This window comes from Paraburkholderia sp. BL10I2N1 (assembly GCF_004361815.1).
Taxonomy (GTDB): Bacteria; Pseudomonadota; Gammaproteobacteria; order Burkholderiales; family Burkholderiaceae; genus Paraburkholderia.
Genome location: NZ_SNWA01000001.1, coordinates 3,275,171 through 3,295,522, shown reverse-complemented (window position 1 = coordinate 3,295,522; position 20,352 = coordinate 3,275,171). Strand labels below are relative to the sequence as shown.

Below are 20,352 nucleotides of genomic sequence, written 5' to 3'. Positions count from 1 at the left end.
CATCACTACCAAGGACCTTGTAGACGAACGAGGCCGAAGTGCCCGTAGAGGTGCGAGGATGGATAGCTCCCGCCCCTGCGACGTCTTACCTTGTACTTGTTACGTAACCACCGACGCAGCCGCGAAGAGGTATAGCTGTCGAGCGCCCGGTATGCGCGACTGACTGTCCCTACCTTGAACTAGTTCGCCCAGCCGCGCAGCGTGCGGTTCAACTTGCTCACCATCTCCGTGGTATCGAGCCATGTCATCGAATGAGCGGTCAGCGTATGAACCTTTTCGACCATGCGCCGGATACTCTTCCTCGACGGGCGCATACCCATACGGGCCAGGCCAGTCGTCGCGGAGTACATCCGCCCAAACGTGTAACCCAGGAAGTCGAACTCGCCTTCTGGAACCACGCAGATTCGTGTTTTCTCCTCGTTGACCGTCAGCTTCAGTTTGCTCATGATCTCGCGCAGTCGCGACAACGCTTCTTCAGCTTTGCCTCGCTTGCACAGGATCACAAGATCGTCCGCGTAGGTCACGATTCGACTGCCAAGACTTCGCTCAAGCCCGAGCTTCTTCCATGCCAACACAAACCGACGCATGTAAATATTCGCCAGTAAGGGTGAAATGGGTGAGCCTTGCGGAATACCGCGTCTGCTATCTCTGGCCTCCGTCGTGCGTTTCTTCTGACCTCGGTTATCGGTTTCTTCAACGGGGCATTCCAGCCACATCCTGATCAGATGCAGCACGCGCCGATCGACAATGCGTCGCGCGAGCGACAACATCAACTCGACGTCGGGAATACTGCCGAAGTAGTCCGCAAGGTCAGCGTCAACGACATCCGTTTGCCCTCGATGCAGCCGCTCCTCCACCTCGATTACCGCCTGCTGGGCGTTTCGCCCCGGACGGTAAGCGTATTGCTCCGGTGGAAGGTCCGCTTCGAAGATCGGTTCGAGCACCAGCATTGCTGCTGTCATGCACACCCGATCACGCAAGGTCGAGATGCCCAGTGTGTCCGCGCCGAATGAATTTTGAGCCACCGCGCCGACCGAGCTTTGAGCCGGGGTGGAGACCGGTCCGAAGCAGGACCGGTTGTGGATAAGTGTATGGGTTTGCGGAGTGCTTGTCCTCCTTCGTGTGAGGATGTATTGCGCAGTGGAAGCTGCGAAGGGCGTAGCCCGTAGCGGCTTCCACTGCGCGGCAAGCGACGATCAGGCTGATTCGTTCGCGCTCGCACCGTCGGCTCTGCGCACCGCTTCACGCGAGCGGATACGCTTCTTTGCACTGGCGCTGCTATGGCGGAAACGGTAGCTTTCGTTGCCGGTTTCCACGATGTGGCAGTGATGCGTCAGCCGGTCCAGCAATGCCGTGGTCATCTTCGCGTCGCCGAACACACTGGACCATTCGGCGAAGTCCAGATTCGTTGTGACCGCAACGCTTGTATGCTCGTACAGGCGACTCAGCAGGTGGAATAGCAACGCCCCGCCGGCCTGGCTGAAGGGCAGATATCCGAGTTCGTCCAGAATGACCAGGTCGAGGCGCAGCAGGCTCGCCGCGATCCTCCCGGCGCGTCCCTGCGCCTTCTCCTGCTCCAGTGCGTTGGCCAGATCCACGGTCGAGTAGAAGCGCACCCGCTTGCCGTGGTGCATGATGCCGGACACGCCGATGGCGGTCGCCAGATGCGTTTTGCCCGAGCCCGGTCCCCCGACCAGAACCAGGTTGTGCGCGCCCTCGGTGAACGTCATGCTGGCCAGTTGCGTGACGAGCTGCCGATCGACCGGCGAGCCATCGAAGTCAAAGCCGGCGATGTCGCGATGCACCGGGAACTTCGCCGCGTTCATCTGGTGGCTGACCGAACGCACGGCCCGATCCGCGACCTCGGCCTGCAACAGCCGTTCGAGCAGCCATTGCGAAGACGCCGCGTCGACATTCACCTGCTCGAGCAGTTCGGCCCAGCCGGCAGCCATGCCGTGCAGCCGCAAGTGTTTGAGTTCGACGATCAGATCACGCATGACCGGCCTCCGGCTGTTGCAGCGCCGGGCGCAGCCCGTCGTAGCGCGATGTGTCAGCCAGCGGCGGTGTCGTCAGTTGTAGCGCAGTTTCGATCTTCGGCGGCATCTGCACGCTGCGCATGCGCGACAGCACGTTCACCACATGCTCGACGCTCACGCGCCCGGAGGGCGGCGCCTGCTCCAATGCAAGCTCGACTGCAACCACTATGGCATCCAGACCGCGTTCCGGGACCAGCGCCAGAACCTTCGCCATTACCCGGTCACCACCTGGCTCGCGTAGTAACGCCCGACGCAGGCGTTGCAGCGGCTCGGGCATGTCCTGGAACGGCGCACCGTTACGCAGCGCCCCGGGCTTGCGCTGGATTAGCGGGATATAGTGCTGCCAGTCGTATCGCACCAATCCTTCGTCGGCCAGTCGCTCATGGGCGGCCACCACGGCATCATCGCCCACCACCACAACACGGCCCGGATAGAGCCGCGTGCTGAGCATCTGGCCTGCAAATTCGCATGGCACCGAGTAGCGATTGCGGCCAATCACCACCAGGCAGGTCGACGACACCCGTGCTGCGCGCTCAACATAACCGTCAAACGGTGTCGGCATCGGCATCAGATGGGCGCGCTCCTGCTCGAACACGTCGGCGACGCTCAGGTCACGATAGTCCGGGTGCTTCACCTGATCCCACAACGACCCGCACCGGGTCGCCAGCCATGCATTCAGTTCGGCGAAACTGCCGAAGCGTTGCGCACGCGCCTCAATCCAGATGCGCAGACGGCTGTCCTGCACGTTCTTCTCGACGACGCCTTTCTCCCAGCCACTGGCGACGTTGCAGAAGTCCGGATCGAACAGGTAGTGCGAGCACATCACTGCGAAACGCGGATTGACCGTGCGGCCCTTGCCTTTGTGAACCTTGTCTACGGCTGTTTTCATATTGTCGTAGATGCCCCGGCGGGCCACCCCGCCGAAGGCCGCGAACGAGCGCGTATGGGCATCGAACAGCATCTCGTGCCCCTGGCTCGGATAGGCAACCAGCCAGAACGCCCGCGACGCACATAGCTTCATGTGCGACACCTGCAGCTTGCGGTAAATGCCGCCGACAACCAGTCCTTCCTCGGACCAGTCAAACTGGAATGCCTCGCCCAGCTCGAATCGCAACGGCACAAACGCCGACTTCGAAACCGCCTTGCCTTCGCCTTGCCGCCAGGCCCGGATGAAATCGGTCACCCGCGAGTAACAGCCGTCGTAGCCGCCGACCTTGATCTCCTGGAACAGCATCCAGGCGGTGCGCCGCTCCTTCTTCGGTCGCCGCGCGTCGACATTGAGCGCCTGCACCAGCACCTCATGAAACGGCGTCAACCGGGTCGGCTGGGCGCGCCGCTGATACTTCGGCTCCTCCTGAACATCCATGTTCAGATATTTACTAATCGTGTTGCGCGACAGGCTTGTGAGACGCGCTATCTCGCGTACCGACTTGTTCTGGCGGTGGAACATCCGCCGCACCTTGCCAATCATCGTCATCGGGATCATCCCCAAACACCCTGCCAGAAAAACTAGCAGGATAGGTTGATTGCCCGGCTCAATTTTCAGTCGGCGCGATCCCTACATGTGGCTGAATTTTCGGTCGGCGTAAACACCTAAGAAGCCCAAAGTGCCACAAGCTGCGTCGGGCGCCATGCAGCTGCTCAGCAAAAAACCGCACCCGCAAAGTGGCGAAAACAAACGCAAGCCTGCGGCGCAGCGCGCTGTGGCCGCGGGTAAAGGCACAAGCTTGTCCAGCGGTAACCCGTTCGGCGCGCAAAAGCCACGCAGCAAACCCGCCAGCAAGCCAGCCGCGGGTTCACGTAAGCCGGCTGGCAAACCCGCTGGTGGCCACGCCAAACGCCAACCCTGATGTGGGGATGAGTAACGCCGGCTCTGGAACAGGCTGGCGGTTTGCGGCCCGAGAAGTGCCATTCGCCGCCCCCGGTTTGCGAATGGCAGCAAACCAACCTGCAGTCGATGCGGCGCCCTCATCGCCGAACGTCGGCTCAGGCCGAGTTGTGCGCGTTGCTCGTTCGTCAGGTTCCCGAGTAATGCCGCCGTTCCAACGGCGAGTTTCCTCGCTCGATAAGCAGGTTGTGGCCGCTCTCTGCCCGAGGTCTATTGACGTAGGCTTGATCGGACATGGAGTCCGGCTTGCGAAGATCGGGGAGCGAGCAAGTCAGCTCAATAAACTATGTCATCGTAACTTCTGATCTGATCCGACCATAATCAGGAGCGTGATCAGGAGCCGGGACACCCGTGAAATCGAGCTCCTGTCACACGGTTCCAGATACCGTCACGTATACCGTCAATGCCTCTGACGGTATCAAGCAGGCCTCTGCAAAGGCTCCCCGCGTAAACCGTCAGAAATACCGTCAAACTGGATCAGTACGATCAGCACGCCGGCTTCTGGCGCCGGAATCAGCAGCCCGAACAACGGCGCCATGACGAGTGCGCCGCCAAATCCGGTCAGGCCTTTGGTCATACCGGCCACCATGGTGATCAGGGCAAGACATCCCAGCACGGAAGGCGTATCGGCAAATTGCATGAGTCGCTTGTTCGCAGTAGACGGTGAATCGAAGGTCAAATCGATCGCTACCGTATGCGTACGACGACATCTTCAGAGGGCCGGCATCGTCGCAGCTTTTTGGGCGCATGCGTAGTGCCAGTGGAGTCTTTTCGATGGTGCCAGTTGGCGGCGTTGATTACCGACTCCGATTACAGCGCAAAAAGCCGTCCATGTTGGGGCTCGCGGTCTTCGCCCCCCGAGCCCCAACGCGTGCCAGGCCATGGCGAAGTTGCTGGATATCACCGGCTTCCAGATTCTAGCTTCAAGCTCTGGAACGAGTTCCGCGATACGCAAGCTTCTGCCCCCACGAAAACAGCTTCTACGTCCGGATTCTGCCCGAGGCGCTCGACGGCGGCTTGCAGAGAGTCCGTGTCAATCCGTGCGACCACTTTGTCGGTCGTTCGCATGCTCGAACGATACGTGTAATGTGGACGCCACGCGCCTCGATGTAGCCGCGCATGTAGGCGTTAATTGAGCGCGCATAAGGCGTCAACAGCGCGGCGTGTTGAAAGCCAGGCGCGTGCAGTCGACTGATTGAAATGCGCATCACTCACATATTCTTCCAAACCGCTCCGGACACAAAGAAGACGCCGTCCGTCTGAACACGGCTGATAACCGCCTTCGTCGTTTGATCAGTTGCTTCGGACGGTTCCGGCGGCCCGAACCGCACGACAAACTGGTTAAGCTCGACTGCATTCAGTACGTAGATTCCGGTCTCTTCTGTGAGGCGCTCGGACAGGATTTGCGCTCACGACAACGTCGAAGGTTGTTGTAGGGAAAGAAAACTATAATAGGCGCGCCCCGTTCACTTTCGGATCGCCCGCATGATGCGTCCCTCTCATGCAACGCAAGAGCATTGGGCGTCCTGACCTTCTGGTATCAGACCCCTTCACCGCTCGAGCCGATCCACCCTATTCAGCCATGCATACTCCGTTCCGCTTTTCCTCCGCGGCTTTCGTGCTTGCGCTTGCGAGCGCATTGTCGGCGTGCTCGACGCCGAAGCCGCTTTACCAGCAAGAACAGTTCGACGCAGGCGACAGCCCCTATACGCACAAGTTCACCGCGAAGACGGAGCCCGCTTGCGAAGCCGCCCGCCGTGCGTTGCTCAGCCAGGGATATATCGCCAGTTCGACGAGGTCTGATTCGGTCGATGGCTCGAAAAATTTCCAGCCTTCCAGCGATTCGCACGCGGTGATCGAAATCCATGTGGTCTGCACAACCGACGACCCCAAAAGCAACAGCAGCACCGCATACGTGAATGCGGTGCAGGATCGCTACGCGCTGAAGAAGAGCAACACGTCGGCGAGCGTCGGCCTGAGCGTGTTCGGATCGCTGTCGCTGCCGATCGGCTCGAGCGATGACTCGATGGTGAAGGTTGCGAGCGAGACGATTCCCGCCGGCGTTTTCTATCAGCGTTTCTTCGCGCTAGTCGAGCATTACCTGAAGGCCGACTCCGCCCAGCCGGCTCCCGTTGACGCCGCTGCGGCGCCGAAAGAGACGCTGCCGTCGATGAACGACGCCGTGCCGCCGATCGGGGCGGCCCAGACAGGCAGTGATTCGGAGAAGGCGACGAGCACCAAGTAAGCGTCGCCGGTATCGCGCGCTCGAACGTGCGCTCGAGCCGCGTTTCGTCCGCTCACTTTCCCGTCTTATAATTACATCTTGCATCCAGCGGTAAGCGTCCATTTCGTGCGGAAAGTGGCGGTCCAAGGTCGGGGCGATGGCGGCATGTACCAGGTCAACGATCTGCTGCCGAAATTCCGGTGCATAGGGCGCTCGGTATTTGGACATGATCCGCACCTCCTTCTTGACAGGATAGATCGTGTCCACGAAAGCGGGTCATCTCCAGTCACACGGCGATCCTTCGCCCTGGTTGGGCGATGTCAATCCAGGGTTGGGACGATCCCAAGGGCGTCGGCTCACCATTTCGATAGGTATAGATCGTGATTGAAGAGTCCGTCAGGTCGCGGTTCTTGTCGAACCGATAGTGCCCTGAAACGCCGTGAGAATCGATGCCAGCGAGCGCAGCCCGATACTGGGCCGGTTCGATCGAATTGGCTTTCTGCATTGCCTCCGCCACGATATTCACACCGTCGTATAAGGCCGCACTGTAGGTCAACGGATCGGTATGAAAGCGTTGCTTGTAGTCCGCCTTGAACTGACGGCCTTCCTGGGTTTGATCAAGAACGGGTCCGCCTTGCGGACAATACACGCGTGCATCGACCGCATCGCCGCCGAGTTTTGCCGGTTCGGCATTGCATATGGCGTCGCCGCCGAACAGGTAGCCACTCATCGCGAGGCGCTTCATCTGCTTACGCAGTGCTCCAGCCTGGGCGTAGTAGTGTTGATTTGCACCGAATTCGGACCCGCCTGACCCGGTGATTTGCATCCAATATTGACCCACGTGGAACACACTGGTCTGCTGCGCATCCCCGAAGTCAGCGCCAACACAATGATGGGGCGGTTTTTTACGCGCCGCGACGCGGTCGGTCACGGGCGCTGGTGGCTGGCACGGCTCGGCAAGAGCGACAAGGAAAGGCTGGTCTCTGCCATGAACGCAACGGTGGCGGCACATTCTTGATATATTCGTCCGGTGCAGTAGAAAGGCTACTTCACTGTCTTGCAAGAGTGGCGAGTGCAGTTTCAACCCACTGGAAGCCAATATGCTCTTGCTCTAGTCGCAAATTTTTACGAAGCCGGTTATCCCGCAAGTCGTTGAATAGCGCTTGCTCCGCATCGTCGAGCCGCGGCAAGTCGCGGAGCACCTGGTCATGCTCCTCGCCCCATTGAGTTTCGTGGGCTATCAGCGTCGCCCGGTCCATCAGGAACGACTCAACATGATCGAAACGGCTGCGCAACTGGTCGAGGATTGCGAAGCCATGAGTGTCGATATCTCCCCAGTAGTGGATGCTGCAGCGGGAAAGCCATGCCGCTTTTGACAGCGCTTCCCATCCATAGCCTGCACCGAAGACGACGATCGTATCGGCTAGAGGCGGGAATGCGAGGAAGTTCGTCTCATTCTCGGTGATGAATACCCGGCGGATCGGCACGGCCAGCGCGGCAAAGCTGTCTGCATCGACTGCGATATCGGGGAGCGCAGGGCCGGGAAGCATTGGCAACTGCGCGTCGAGCACGCGAAACCGGATACGGGCAGGCTTGTCGAGGAAGCCGTAACGGGCCACGAATTGCGCCCCCCGGTTTCTTTCTACCGCGACGACCTCCGGCGGAAGTACGAGATCGAGCCATTCTGCCAGCACACCGCGCCAGTTTTCGATGAACTTGCTGTGCACACCGGCAATGTCCACTTGTCTCAGGTAAATGCCGGGACGCGGATGCTGTACGATCCAGCCGACCACCGCCAGCAAACGCTCACATTCGTTAGCCAGCTCAAGTGCCTGCAGCGGACGCCGGCGAAACCATGCCAGCAGCGTCGGCTGCCGCGAGCCCACGAGGGTGAGCAACCGGCCGAAACGCGCCGCGTCGCCACGCTTGCCGATCATCGCCAGCGCACTGTCCAGATCGTCGATCCAGACCGCCTGCGGCACGCGCTGAACACCCAGGACACGATGATTGAACTCGCGCCATTCGATGCGGATCTGCGCGATAGCGACAAGCTCAGCTATCCATTCACGTACGGCCTGGAAACGCTCGGTGAGTTCGGCCGAAGCAGGTCCCTTCAGGACGAGTCGCAGCGGGAACGCACAGCCGGACCTCAGGCCAATCTCCGCTTCTTCGCGAGCGATAAGCTCGGCATTCGGCGCAGCATCGTCGCTTTCGCTAACCATGCTGCGCAACAGATCACCCCGCTCCCACAAGCGGCGCACCTGCGCTTTCAGGTCGGCGGCGGTCGTCCAGCTCACGTTGAGCCCTCCGCCTTGCGCGCCAGATGCTCCTCGATCGACAGATTGCGCAGCTTCGAAGCACGCCCCTCATCGTTGTGCACGAAGCCGACGCTGGAAACGAACGGCTCGATAATATGAATCTTCTGCAGCGGCGTGACGATCAGCAGTTGCAGATTGAGCTGCCTGAACAACTTGAGCCCGTATTGCGCGGACTCGTCCGAGCCGCGTCCGAACGCTTCGTCGATGACCACGAACCGGAACGAGCGTGACCGTACCGCGCCCCATTCCAGACCAAACTGATACGCGAGGCTGGCCGCGAGAATCGTATAGGCCAGCTTTTCCTTCTGCCCACCCGACTTACCGCCCGAATCCGAATAGTGCTCGTACTCCGTGTGATCTTCGCGCCAGCGTTCGCTTGCGGCAAACAGGAACCAGTTGCGCACGTCGGTGACCTTCGTAGTCCACCGGCGGTCCTGATCTGACAGCCCTTCGCGACCGCGAAACCGGTCGATAATCGCCTTGACCTGCAGAAACTTGGCTTCCGAATACTGTGCATCGTCCGAACCGGTCAGCGTACCTTCCGTGCAGGCTCGCAGCTCCGCCTGGAAATCGCGGATGTCTGCGTCGGGGCTGGCCTGGCATTCCAGCACGATATAACGACCTGGGTCGTAGTCGATTTGAGCCAGCGATTCATTGATGCGGGCGATGCGCTCCTTGATCGTTTCGCGTTCCCGTGCCAGTTGCCCGTTGAAGTTGGCAATCTCGTTGATTGTGTTGATGTTCAATAGCTCCTTGAAGCGAGCCGCGAAGCGCGGAAGATCGTCGGTATTCAGGCGCGCCAGCAGCTCGCGATACTCGAACGCGGCTTCGAGGCTGGCGTCGAAGTCGGCTGTGTCGAGCTTGTATGCATCCTTGAACGTCGACATGCTCTTGATGATGCGCTCGGTGAGGCGATCCAGGCGCTTGGCCTCAGCGTCCATACGTGCCTGCAACGCGTCACGCAGTTCGCGTTCACGGTTGTCGCATGACTCGACCGAAAGCTGATGCTCGCCCAGAATCTGCGCGCGCAGCGCTTCCAGCCGCTCGCGGGTATCGTGGGCGATCTCGGCCAGCCATGCCGCGGTTTGCTCCCGCAATGCATCGGCCGCTTCGCGTCTGGCGTCGATACCGCCTAACTCCCTGTTGACGTCCGACAATGCCTTCTCGCTGCCCTTCAGCGCCGCCTGCATCGACTCGAGTTGCGCGGCCAGTTCCAGCAACGCATTGCTGGCAGCCTCCAGACGCGCTTTCTCGTCCTGCAGGCGAGCAATTGTGGCTGAGCAACTCTGCCAATCCAGCTCACGAAAATCATTAAACTCATTGAGCGCCGCCAACACCTCCAATTGCCGCCGCAGCTTCGTCTGATCGCCCTGCGCTTTGGCGATCTGGCTACCGATGCCGCCGAGGCGCATCTCGAGCGCACGCAGTTGTCCTTCCAGCGCGGCGATCTTGGCGGCGTTGCTCCAGCCGAGGACGTAGCGGCTGCGGTCGTCGAGGCGATGGCGGTCGTCTTTCTCATGGCGTTCGCCGGGCGCCTTGACCTGCCCTGTGCGAGTCAGCGCACGGGACTCGCGACGAAACTGCTCCTGTGTCGCGCAGCACGCGTAATCGAAGCGCTGTGCCAGCGCCCGCTCCAACCAGCCGTAGAATGGCGAGTCCGGTTTGATCGCCACTTTGCGCACCAGCGAATCGCGATGCAACTCGGCGATGTCCTGGTCGCGCGTAGGTCGCACGCGGAAATAAACGAGTCGTCCCCCGAGATGCGTTCGATCCACCCACGCGGCGACATCGGAATAGTGCACATCGGGCACGATAAGCGAGAGGCCAAAGTTATGCAGCACCCGCTCAATGGCGCCTTCCCATTCGCGCGCCTCTTCACGTGCCTGGATCAGTTCACCCGCGAACGGCATGCTGTCTTCGTCGAGACCGAGTGCAGCACATAACGCTGCACGCATGGCAACCTGCTCCTTGGGAATATTGCTGCGTCGCGCCTTCAGGCTCGCAACTTCCTCACCAAGCACGTCATGTTCGCGCTTACCCTCGCGCAGCGACACGCCCCACTCAGTGATCTGGTTCTGCAGATCGGCCTCTACCTGACTCACGCCCTCGCGCAGATCGGCCACCTGCTGCCGCTGCGCGATAAAGGCAGACTCGACGGAGGTGGGGGTTTCACCAATCGCAGCAAGCAATTGCGCATGACGTTCGGCGCGCTGCTGGCGTCGATTGCGCTCGCGCTCCTCGTCGCGGATATCGGCAGCAAGCTGCTCCAGCCGGTCGCCGCCTTGCTCTGCAATCGCTCGCTTGAGGCGATCGGCTTCCGTTCGCTCCTGATCGCACTGCTCGATGCGCCGCTCCTTCTGCGCGGCAACGCGTGCATGATCTTCGGCGAGCAACTTCAAGCGCCGATCCAGCAGGCCAAGCTTCAATTCGGCGAAATACGGCTTCAGCGCATCACGGCAAACGCGCGAAGCCTCCTGTTCCGCCGCCAGTGCGCCGTGCTGGTCGCAGTCCACCACCAGGGGCTTCAGCAGTTCCACCTGACGCTTCGCCTTGAGCACCGCCTCATGCGCGCGATTCAAATCGTCGAAGTGCGAGATCAGCGCTGCAATACGAGGCGCGACGTCGAACGGCTCGAGCATGTGGCTACGCACGAAGTCGGTCAGGTTACCAACCGACTTCATTGACACCGTCTGATGAAACAGCTCGAGCGCCTGCTCATTGTCGATGCCGAAACGCCGGCGAAACCATGCGCCATATTTCGGAAAGGTGTCTTCGATTTCCGCACCCAGGCCACGCAGCTTTCTACGCAATTGCGCGATATCGGAACCGAAGTGGACGAAATCCGTCGCTATCGACATATTCCGTTCTGCGCCCACGTAAAAACGCATGGGCTGGCTCTGCGCCTCTTTCATCCAGAAGACCTGCGCGAGCGAGATCGTCTGGTCATACCCGGCGTTGTGGAACACGCCGAGGATCACGGAGTAGCTGTTGCGGTCCCGCAAGGAAACGGGCCTGGCTGTGCCGGTCACCTCATTGCGCTCGGACTTGTAATGCCCGAGTACGTAAGAGCGCAACGTCCGTTCCTTGCTGTCCGCTCCTGCCGCCTTGTTGTAAGCGATGCGCTGGGAGGGGACGAGCAAAGTCGTAATGGCGTCGACCAGCGTCGATTTACCCGAGCCGATGTCACCCGTGAGCAGACCGTTCTTGCCGTCCAGCTGAAGCGTCCATACGCGCCCGTCAAATGTGCCCCAGTTAAAAACTTCCAGGCGGCTCAGGCGAAAGCCGGAGAGCGTGTCGTCAGCGAGAAAATCCAGCTCCAGCAGTTGCGGAATCGCCTCGTTCGTCTCATTCATCGACATCAACTCCCGGCCCTGCCGTCGTGTCCACCAGTTGCGCGCGATACGCGTCGAGACGGGCGTCGAAGTCCGACAGCCATTGCGCGTCGACGAACGCCTTCAGGATGCGCCGCACTTCGAAACTCGACGGGCCGCTCGTGACCTTCAACCGGCGCAGGAAGCCTAGCTCGACGATCTTGTTGATGTGCGTCTCGATCTGATCGATCAGCCTCGCTTCATTGCTGCTATCCGGAAGGAAGACCCTGACGAGCTCGACAATGTCGTCGCGCGACAGGACCAGGCGCGTATCGCCGCCGCCGGCATCGAATTCGGCAAGCTTCTTGCGCAGCAATGCCAGCAGCAAGCTGACCGGAAAAGAGATCGGCCGACGCGCGATCAAACGCGGCGGCTTTGGCGCTGCGTCATCTTCAGTTTGCTCGGGACGGCTGCGCAGGAACGCATAGCCTTCGGCCTCGTCCAGCACCAGTTCCAGGCCCAATACCGATACATAGTCCCGGACGCGCGCCTGCAGGTCGAGCAACGCGCCCCACAGCCGTTCATCACCCTCGCGATAGATCACGCCTTTGAGCAGCGTAATCGCCAGTGTCGACAGATCGGCGTTCGCCGCCGCCTCTTGCCGTTCGTCTTCCATCTTCACCTCACAAAGATCACGCGTGGCAGACGCGCGCGTCGTGCCTTCGGCCTCTCGTCGCGACCTGTCGTTTCCCACGCGATGACTTCGTGCCTGTCTTCGTCCACGACCGTCTTGAACGCGTCGCTGCCCAGTTGCAGATACGCGACCAGCTCCGCAAGCCCCTGCTGTAGCGGATACGAGTCAATCAGTTCGCGCAGCGTCACTTGTGACCGATCCTGCAACGCCTGGCGGATATGACCTGCGAGCTGCGCGCGGTCAACCACCACTTGCGAATACAGCGCCGCGGCATCTAGATCGACGTCGCCCGCTTCCAGCGCAATATCCGCGATAACCGGCTTCTGCACGGGCGTGTGCAGTGGACGTTCCATAGGAAGCTCGACGTCGGATGATGACCCGGCAAGATTCATTATCCCGCCGACCGGCGGCGTGTCGCGTACGGCCAGTGCCTTGGCCTCGATGCCGCGCAGGATGTCCATGATGCGGCGGTTCTCCAGCCATGCCTGGTCGTCGAGGAACCGGCGCAGCTGCTGCGACAGTTGCGCGACCGTGCGCTGCGTGTGTTCGCCCGCTTCCAGCCAGTCGTAGTGCACACGCCCGGTACGAGCGTCGGGCTTGAAGTTGGCCACCACGGGCAATGCGAGCACTCGCGCGAGCAGCTCGGTGAGCTCCTCCTGGCGAGTGCTGGACATCAGGAAATCCCAGAATGCGCGGAAGCTTTTTCCCTGGTCCGAGTCACCGATCGCGTCGCGCTCGCCCATGATCTCCTCCAGTAGCGCGCCCTTCGAACCGTCCCATAGCGCGATGCGCTCGCGCACGCGACGGTCGAGCATGCGGAAGTTCTGCTCCACCTCCCGAAAGTCAGTGAGCAGGTCGCGCGCCAGCTGCATGAATTGCTGGAAGCGATCTTTGATGGCCGTGTCATCCAACAGTGGGAGATCCCCGGATATCACCCGCGCGATCTCGGCATCGATGTCGTCACGACGCTTGTGTAATTCGGCAATGCGCTTGTCCGGATCGGATTCACTGCCTTCGCTCATTTGCCGCAGCAACTCGAACAACGTCAGCAGGCGTGATTCCGTGCCGACGAAACTGCGTTCCGTGAGCGCGTCCAGCCAGACGATCGCTTTTTCCGTCGCTGGCGTGAGGTCGAAGTGGGGTTCGTCCGATCCCTGGCGGTAGAACTTGCGCAGCCAGCCTTTTTCCGGGCTCGCCCAGTCGTTGAGGTAGTCGAGAGCGCGTTTTGGATAGGCGTCCGCGCCCAGGCGATCGCGCAGTGCATACAGTTCGTCTTCCAGCGCTTCGGCCAGGTCAGCGGCGGACATCACGCGCACGTTCGGAATCACGAAAACGCGATGCAGGAAGCTCGTCACCAGCGGGGCGTGGTCGGAACGCAATAGCCGCCATGCTGGATGGTGCGTGCGAAGGGCGTCGAGGGTTGAGTAGTCGAGGGGCATGGCTTGGGTCTCGGGCCCGATCGTATCATTTGGTACGATCCGGCCGCGCGCTCATGTTAACTCAACGATTGTAACCATACGCCATTTGCCCGCCCAGGCTTGACGCCAGAGGAAATCTGTCATCCCACACCCTCAGCGGCTTCCGTCTTCGATACCCTTGCGCAGCAAAACGTCTGAAATCGCCGACAGGGCATCTGCAAGGCGCCTTACCGTGTCCGGCGGCGGCAGGGGCAACTTGAGGCTGCGTGCGCCTGTGGCAGGGTCGCATTCGACCCAAGGGTGGGAGGCCGCAGCCCCATCGTTAGACGAGCCCAGCGCTGATACCAGCTCCACGCCGAATTGCAACAGCCCCGACCAGGGCTCGGGGCTCGCGTCTTGTGGCGCTGTTTCGACGGCGATGGCTTTGGGTCGGGTTCCGGCATCGCCGCTGTTTGCTTCCCCAGTTGTCGCGCCGTTCAATTCGTCGGATGCAACGGCGACATTGACGACCTCTTCCACCACGGCCATTGCCTCGCCTTCGCCCATGCGGCCTGTGACATTTTCCACGTCCTTCATGAAGCGGTTGAGACGTGAGCCGCCGAGCGAAATTTCGCCTGTGCCGCCGTCGAGGATACCCGCCGACAGGGAGCGCTTAAAAGCCAGCACCGCCAGCATGCCCTCCTCGATCGTTCCCTTGGCAACGTAGTTGACGATTTGTACAGGTTTGCGCTGCCCCATACGGTGTATACGCGCGATGCGCTGTTCAAGCACCGCCGGGTTCCACGGCAGATCCATGTTCACGAGCGTCGAGGCGTGTTGCAGGTTGAGCCCCGTGCTGCCCGCGTCCGTCGACAGGAAGACGCGGCAGTCTGGATCGTCCCGGAAACGCTCCACCAGCGCAGTCCGCTTTTCCGACGGCACGCCGCCGTGGAAACTAATATAACCGATGCCGAGTTTCTTGAGCCGGCGAATGACGATCTCATGGGTGCGAGTCCATTGGCTGAACACCACCGCTTTTGCTTCCGGCTGGGCGAAGAGACATTCAAACAGCGTCGCCAACTCCTCAGCCTTTACGCCATGGTCGGTCTCCTGGTCCAGAAGATAGGTGCTGTTGCACGACATGCGCATGTTCTGCAAAGCGCAGGTAAGTCGTCGCTGGTCCTGGTCCGACAGAAACTTCGTTTTGCGCCAGCGCTGGACAATTTTGGCCACCACGTCCGCGTTCTCCGCGTGATATGCCATCTGCATCTCGGTCATCGGCACCAGCAGATTCTGGTCGGTGCGGTTCGGCAACTGACGCAACACCTCAGACTTGCGCCGGCGGATCATGATCGGCGCCAGGGTCTGGTTGATCTTCTCAAGTCTGGTGTAGCCGGTCACACGTCCGGCTTCGTCCTTGACCTGATGTTCGTGCAGTAGCTTCCAGGTGGGTCCGAGGCGATGCTGGTCGACGAACTGGACGATGGAAACGAGTTCTTCCACCTTATTTTCCAGGGGCGTGCCCGTCAGCACCACGGCATAGGGGCTGTCGATGCACTTGAGCGCTTTCGACGCGATGGTGTTCCAGTTCTTGATGCGCTGTGCTTCGTCCACGATCACAAGCTCCGGTGCCCATGCAGCGATTATGTCAAGGTCGGATTTCAGCTTCTCATAGTTGGTGATCTTGCAGAAATCTTCCTCGGCGTATTCGCTCTGCCTGTGGACGACGCTTCCTCCGATCACACGCGACGTTCGGCCGGAGAAGCGAAGAATCTCACTCTGCCACTGATATTTGAGCGAAGTCGGGCAGACCACGAGTACCCTCGACACACCGAAATGTCGCGCCAGAATCTCCGCTGCTGCAATCGCCTGAATAGTCTTCCCCAAGCCCATTTCGTCGCAGATCAAGGCACGCCCGGCGCGCACCGCAAACAACGCGCCTTCGGCCTGATAGGGGTATAGCGGCACCTTGAGTAGCCGCTTCAGCAGCGGGTCGGCAGCCCCACGCGGGAACACGTCGGCCAGCGTCCTGGCGCGACGCGAAGCGTCGCTGCGGCCTGCGACGAAATCAAGCGCGTCGTCGTAGGCGCGCAATTCGTGACCGGTCTTCGCCGCGCCGGCGAGAAAACGTCCCAGATCGTCAAAGCGAGCCTCCGGTAACCGCCACCCATCAGACACGTCGAACAACATCGCGGCGGCCTTCGCCATCCTCGGTGGACAATCTGTACCGGCGCGAAAATGGATCGTTCGCCCGCCGTCGTTCCGCAGATACAGTTCAGAGAATGCAGGCTGGTAGCCGCGGGCAAAGGCCGCCTTGGCCCCGCGTTTTCTTTCCAGTCTGGACAGTGCGAATTCGATATGCTTGCAGGTACCCAATTCGTTGGTTGCATAGTCGGGACAGGCACAGAAGTTCTCGCCCGGCCGTGTCCCGCGGATTGCCACGCGATAATTGGATTTCGACTCCGGATTACCCACCCGAAATTCCGAGAAAAACATTTCCGTTCCGAGATTCTCCAGGCTGAACACCTGCTCGCGGCCAAATTGCCGGCGCAAGGCGCGCTGCCAATCGGCCGGGGTCATGTGATCCGGGGCGTGAGTACGAGAAAGCTTCGGGGCTTTAACCGCCTTGGCAACATTGCGCTTGCTTTTCATAACTTCCGGGTAATCATAGGTTGATAGACACGTGGCTAGTCGATTCAGCAGCCTTGGTATTCTCTTGGCGTGCAGTTCTTCGAGGACCTTGTCCGTCAATCTCAACGCATCGACTTTGACGCGGACAATCAGTTCCATCGAGCGTGCTGGGCCGCAACTTTCCTCTTCCGTCACCACACTGCATCGGTGGAATCGCGCAATTTTGGCCGGTGTCGCGTAGCGGAGTCGGTCCTGGAGATGCTATGCACGAACGCCCTACCGTCAAGGCATCCTGTCCATAGATGACCATGGGGGCAGCGCTTCCCCTCTCTGGACTGAGTAGGGTTTGATCTACGCAATTTTACCCGGCCCCGGACCAGGTCTATAAGAATCGCGCGAAGTGACAGGTAGTCTGACGCTCGGGTACGAGAATCCGCCAGGTGACGTCTCGCGCAGTTTATAGTCGAGCGACGCGCTGCGCGTAGTCGACGGCCCACAGAAAAACAAGGCGTGGTCCGATGTCTTTCTGAGCCAATCGCAGGGAATCTGCGCGTGTCAGGCGCGGCAGGATGCGGCTCAGTTCAGCACAGTTGTCATGTATTTCTTCGACGAATCGAAGTCCACAACAGATCAGCGGCGTTCGGTTCACATGGTGTGCCGCCGCAAGAGGCGATAAAAATGAAGACACGTTTCCTCGCCGAACGCGACTGCGAGATTTTCCGACACGTGCAGCGCTGCTGAGAGCGAGGCATTCGAGTTCAAAGTTGAGTGAATAATACTGGAGTCAGGTGAATCTCGCGTGGGATTCACCTGACAGGCAATGCTCTAGTCGAACGGCTGCATTGCAGGTAGTTCCGGCCGTCGCGTGCCCAGGCGTCGACTGACCGATACTGGCCGATAGTGAATTGACGTAGTCTCGATCAGACATGGGGTCCGGCTCGACAAGATCGACGAGCGGGCAAATCCGAATCCTAACTACCCACAGATATAAACTATGCAATCCTTATCAAAAACCGGATCACCTCTCCAATCCGGGCCACATAGAATCATCCGCATAGCGACACTCAACCGCCTGTCACGCCGTTGCCCGATACCGTCACGTATACCGTCGACACCCTCTGACGGTATCAAGCGAGCCCCCGCGCAGGCTGCCCGCGTATACCGTCAGAAATACCGTCAAATTGCGCCCGCTGGGATTCAGCAGAGCGCAGAACTGAAATGGAAAAGGCCCATATTTTTCAATGGGTTACAGACCAACAGCCAGCAATTCCGAGCCTGTGCGAATCATTCGACTCACATCGTATCCATTTGATTTTAAACGATATTTTTAGGCCGGTCACTCCCACTCGATCGTTGCCGGCGGTTTCCCGGAAATGTCATAGACGACCCGGTTGATCCCGCGAACCTCGTTGATGATCCGGTTCGACACGTGGCCGAGCAGTTCATGCGGCAGATGCGCCCAATGCGCCGTCATGAAGTCGAGCGTCTGCACCGCGCGCAGCGCGACGACATATTCATACGTGCGCCCATCACCCATCACGCCAACGCTCTTCACCGGCAGAAACACCGCGAACGCCTGGCTCGTGAGGTCGTACCAGGACTTGCCGGTTTCCTTGTCGATGAAGGTGCGTAGCGTTTCGATGAAAATGGCGTCCGCACGACGCAGCAGGTCCGCGAAATCGCGCCGCACTTCGCCGAGAATCCGCACGCCGAGGCCCGGGCCCGGGAACGGATGGCGATACACCATCGCCGGCGGCAGGCCGAGCTTCACACCCAGTTCTCGCACTTCGTCCTTGAACAGTTCGCGCAGCGGTTCGAGCAGCTTCAGATTCAGCGTCTCAGGCAGGCCGCCGACGTTGTGATGGCTCTTGATCGTGTGCGCGGCCTTCTTGCCCTTGCCGGCCGACTCGATCACATCCGGATAGATCGTGCCCTGCGCCAGCCACTTCGCGTCGGTGAGCTTCGCCGCTTCGGCCTGGAACACCTCGACGAATTCGGCACCGATGATCTTGCGCTTCGCTTCCGGATCCGTCACCCCGGCCAGCTTCGACAGGAACGCTTCGCTCGCGTCGACGTGAATCACCTTCACGCCGAGGTGATCGGCGAACGTCGCCATCACCTGCTCTGCTTCATTGAGTCGCAGCAGGCCGTGATCGACGAACACGCAGGTCAGCTGGTCGCCGATCGCGCGATGCAGCAGCGCCGCCGCCACCGACGAATCCACGCCGCCCGACAGCCCCAGGATCACATGTTCGTTGCCCACCTGTGCGCGGATCGTTTCGACGGCTTCGTCGGCGTAGTGACCCATCTCCCAGTCCGGCTTCGCGCCGCAGATGCCGAGCACGAAACGCTCGAGCATCGCGCGGCCCTGCACCGTGTGGGTGACTTCCGGGTGCCACTGCAAACCGTAGAAATGACGTGCCTCGTCGGCCATCGCGGCCACCGGGCACGATTCCGTCGACGCCATCAACCTGAACCCCGGCGGCATTTCGAGCACCGTGTCGCCGTGGCTCATCCAGACCTTCAGCATGCCGTGACCTTCGTCGGTGCGGAAGTCCTCGATACCTTCGAGGAAGCTCGTATGGTTGCGCGCGCGCACTTCGGCATAACCGAATTCACGCACGTGGCCGCTGTCCACCTTGCCGCCGAGTTGCTCGGCCATCGTCTGCATGCCGTAGCAGATACCCAGCACCGGCACACCGAGTTCGAACACGGCTTGCGGCGCACGCGGCGTGTCCGCGTCGACAACCGAATTCGGGCCGCCCGACAGGATCACGCCCTTCGGCGCGAATTCGCGGATGAATTCGTCGCTAACGTCGTAGGGATGAATTTCCGACAGCACGTGCGCCTCGCGGATGCGTCGTGCGATCAGTTGGGTGACTTGCGAACCGAAGTCGAGAATCAGGATCTTGTCATGCATGGCAGCGGACTGAATCAAAAGTGAACGGATAGGGGAAGCCGCGCAGGGCGCGCGGCTGTGAATTCAAAAGCCGGCAACAAGCGGCGCGCGGCTGGGCGACTCTGGAACAGGCGTCAACGCAGCCTCGGGCAGGCGTCGCGACGGCTAAAACCCGCAGGGCTGGAAAAACGGGCAGGCGGAATGCGGGAGCGTCGGCAGGTGGTGCGAACGTTCGCCGGTTAGCCATGGAACGGAGGCCGCGGCGCGCCGGGCGAATCAGCCGCGGCGTCGCGCGCTTCGTCGGCTGCGGTGTGGGTCTGCGTCGAGCGCGTCTCGACAGTCCGGGTCTCGGCCGTGACGACGCCAGGCTGGTGCGCCGCCGTGAAGTCCGGCTCGACCCGGCGGCCCGTTGCAGGGCTCACCGGAGGTGAAACCTTCGTCACGGGCTCCGTCTGATAGACCTCAGCCTCGCGCGCCTGCGCGGCCTGCTTTTCAGCCTTCTCAGCCTGCTTCTGCTCGCGCCCGGTCGCCCCGGCCCCAGCGGCCTGCGCCTTCTCGCGCCGCCGCACCGCGGCAGCAAGGCGCACGCCACCCAAGCCAATCAGCACAAGCACCACGGCGACCACGGCGCCAACCAGCTGCCCGAAAGCGCTCAGCGAAGGCGAACGCAAAGCGATCAGCCAGACCAGCATCAAGACGCCCGTCAGCCAGTTGACGTGGCCGACCGTCCGGGCCACGGCCCGCGTCATGGCACCGTCGATCGACGCGTGCAGCGCGAGCCACGCGAGACCCAGCAGCGCGATCCCGAAGCCCTGTCCGACCAGCGCAGGCTCAACCTGCGCGAGTTGCAGTGCGTTGTACAGCGACGTCCAGGGCGTCAGCAGAAACAGCAGCCCGAATGCGAGGAGCAGCAACGCATCGATGACGAGTACAACGCGCAGCAATGGCTTCATT

Annotated in this window: 11 protein-coding genes and 3 pseudogenes; 2 read left to right on the top strand and 12 right to left on the bottom strand. The window is 60.8% G+C overall.

From position 1 onward, the window contains the following. Nucleotides 1–5: 5 nt before the first annotated feature. From B0G77_RS43815 to istA, 3 genes and pseudogenes are all read right to left on the bottom strand, one after another. Nucleotides 6–1,025 (bottom strand): annotated as a pseudogene (locus B0G77_RS43815) (reverse transcriptase domain-containing protein). A gap of 171 nt (nt 1,026–1,196) precedes the next feature. Beyond that, nucleotides 1,197–1,997, bottom strand: a complete 801-nt coding sequence (gene istB, locus B0G77_RS15310; RefSeq protein WP_133662450.1) for an IS21-like element helper ATPase IstB — start codon at nt 1,995–1,997, stop codon at nt 1,197–1,199. Next, the gene (gene istA / locus B0G77_RS15305) at nt 1,990–3,513 is read right to left on the bottom strand and encodes an IS21 family transposase (RefSeq protein ID WP_133662451.1); all 1,524 of its coding nucleotides are present in this window, start codon (nt 3,511–3,513) and stop codon (nt 1,990–1,992) included. Before istA ends, istB begins: the two co-directional genes overlap by 8 nt. A 115-nt stretch (nt 3,514–3,628) precedes the next feature. Here istA and B0G77_RS44225 point away from each other — a divergent pair. Continuing rightward, a pseudogene (locus B0G77_RS44225) lies at nt 3,629–3,886 on the top strand (ATP-dependent helicase); the annotation flags it as partial. A 456-nt stretch (nt 3,887–4,342) separates the two neighbouring features. Here the strand turns inward: B0G77_RS44225 and B0G77_RS15295 are convergent. Further along, nucleotides 4,343–4,564, bottom strand: coding sequence for a hypothetical protein (locus B0G77_RS15295; RefSeq protein ID WP_133662885.1), 222 nt, complete (start codon nt 4,562–4,564; stop codon nt 4,343–4,345). 942 nt (nt 4,565–5,506) lie between these two features. Between B0G77_RS15295 and B0G77_RS15285 the strand changes: the two are divergent. Next, nucleotides 5,507–6,046: pseudogene (locus B0G77_RS15285) on the top strand (DUF2242 domain-containing protein); the annotation flags it as partial. A 388-nt stretch (nt 6,047–6,434) separates the two neighbouring features. Here B0G77_RS15285 and B0G77_RS15280 read toward each other — a convergent pair. The 8 genes from B0G77_RS15280 to B0G77_RS15245 all read right to left on the bottom strand — a co-directional run bounded on the left by B0G77_RS15280 (nt 6,435) and on the right by B0G77_RS15245 (nt 20,351). After that, complete coding sequence (locus B0G77_RS15280; protein WP_243751003.1) at nt 6,435–7,079, bottom strand: ABC transporter substrate-binding protein; 645 nt, start codon at nt 7,077–7,079, stop codon at nt 6,435–6,437. Nucleotides 7,080–7,197: 118 nt separating this feature from the next. After that, on the bottom strand, nt 7,198–8,445 hold the full coding sequence (locus B0G77_RS15275; RefSeq protein WP_133662883.1) for a Wadjet anti-phage system protein JetD domain-containing protein: 1,248 nt from the start codon (nt 8,443–8,445) through the stop codon (nt 7,198–7,200). Beyond that, nucleotides 8,442–11,825, bottom strand: coding sequence for an ATP-binding protein (locus B0G77_RS15270; RefSeq protein ID WP_133662882.1), 3,384 nt, complete (start codon nt 11,823–11,825; stop codon nt 8,442–8,444). Before B0G77_RS15270 ends, B0G77_RS15275 begins: the two co-directional genes overlap by 4 nt. Next, a complete protein-coding gene (locus tag B0G77_RS15265) occupies nt 11,812–12,453 on the bottom strand; it encodes a DUF4194 domain-containing protein (protein WP_133662881.1) in 642 nt (213 codons plus the stop codon). Before B0G77_RS15265 ends, B0G77_RS15270 begins: the two co-directional genes overlap by 14 nt. 2 nt (nt 12,454–12,455) lie before the next feature. Continuing rightward, on the bottom strand, nt 12,456–13,910 hold the full coding sequence (locus tag B0G77_RS15260) for a DUF3375 domain-containing protein (RefSeq protein WP_133662880.1): 1,455 nt from the start codon (nt 13,908–13,910) through the stop codon (nt 12,456–12,458). Nucleotides 13,911–14,042: 132 nt separating this feature from the next. After that, entirely contained in the window at nt 14,043–16,658 is a 2,616-nt protein-coding gene (locus tag B0G77_RS15255; RefSeq protein ID WP_243751002.1) for a DEAD/DEAH box helicase, read from the bottom strand. 1,177 nt (nt 16,659–17,835) lie between these two features. Next, the gene (gene guaA / locus B0G77_RS15250; protein ID WP_133662879.1) at nt 17,836–19,419 is read right to left on the bottom strand and encodes a glutamine-hydrolyzing GMP synthase; all 1,584 of its coding nucleotides are present in this window, start codon (nt 19,417–19,419) and stop codon (nt 17,836–17,838) included. Nucleotides 19,420–19,637: 218 nt separating this feature from the next. Beyond that, nucleotides 19,638–20,351 (bottom strand): hypothetical protein, encoded by a 714-nt coding sequence (locus tag B0G77_RS15245; RefSeq protein ID WP_133662878.1) that lies wholly within the window; start codon nt 20,349–20,351, stop codon nt 19,638–19,640. Nucleotide 20,352: the final 1 nt, after the last annotated feature.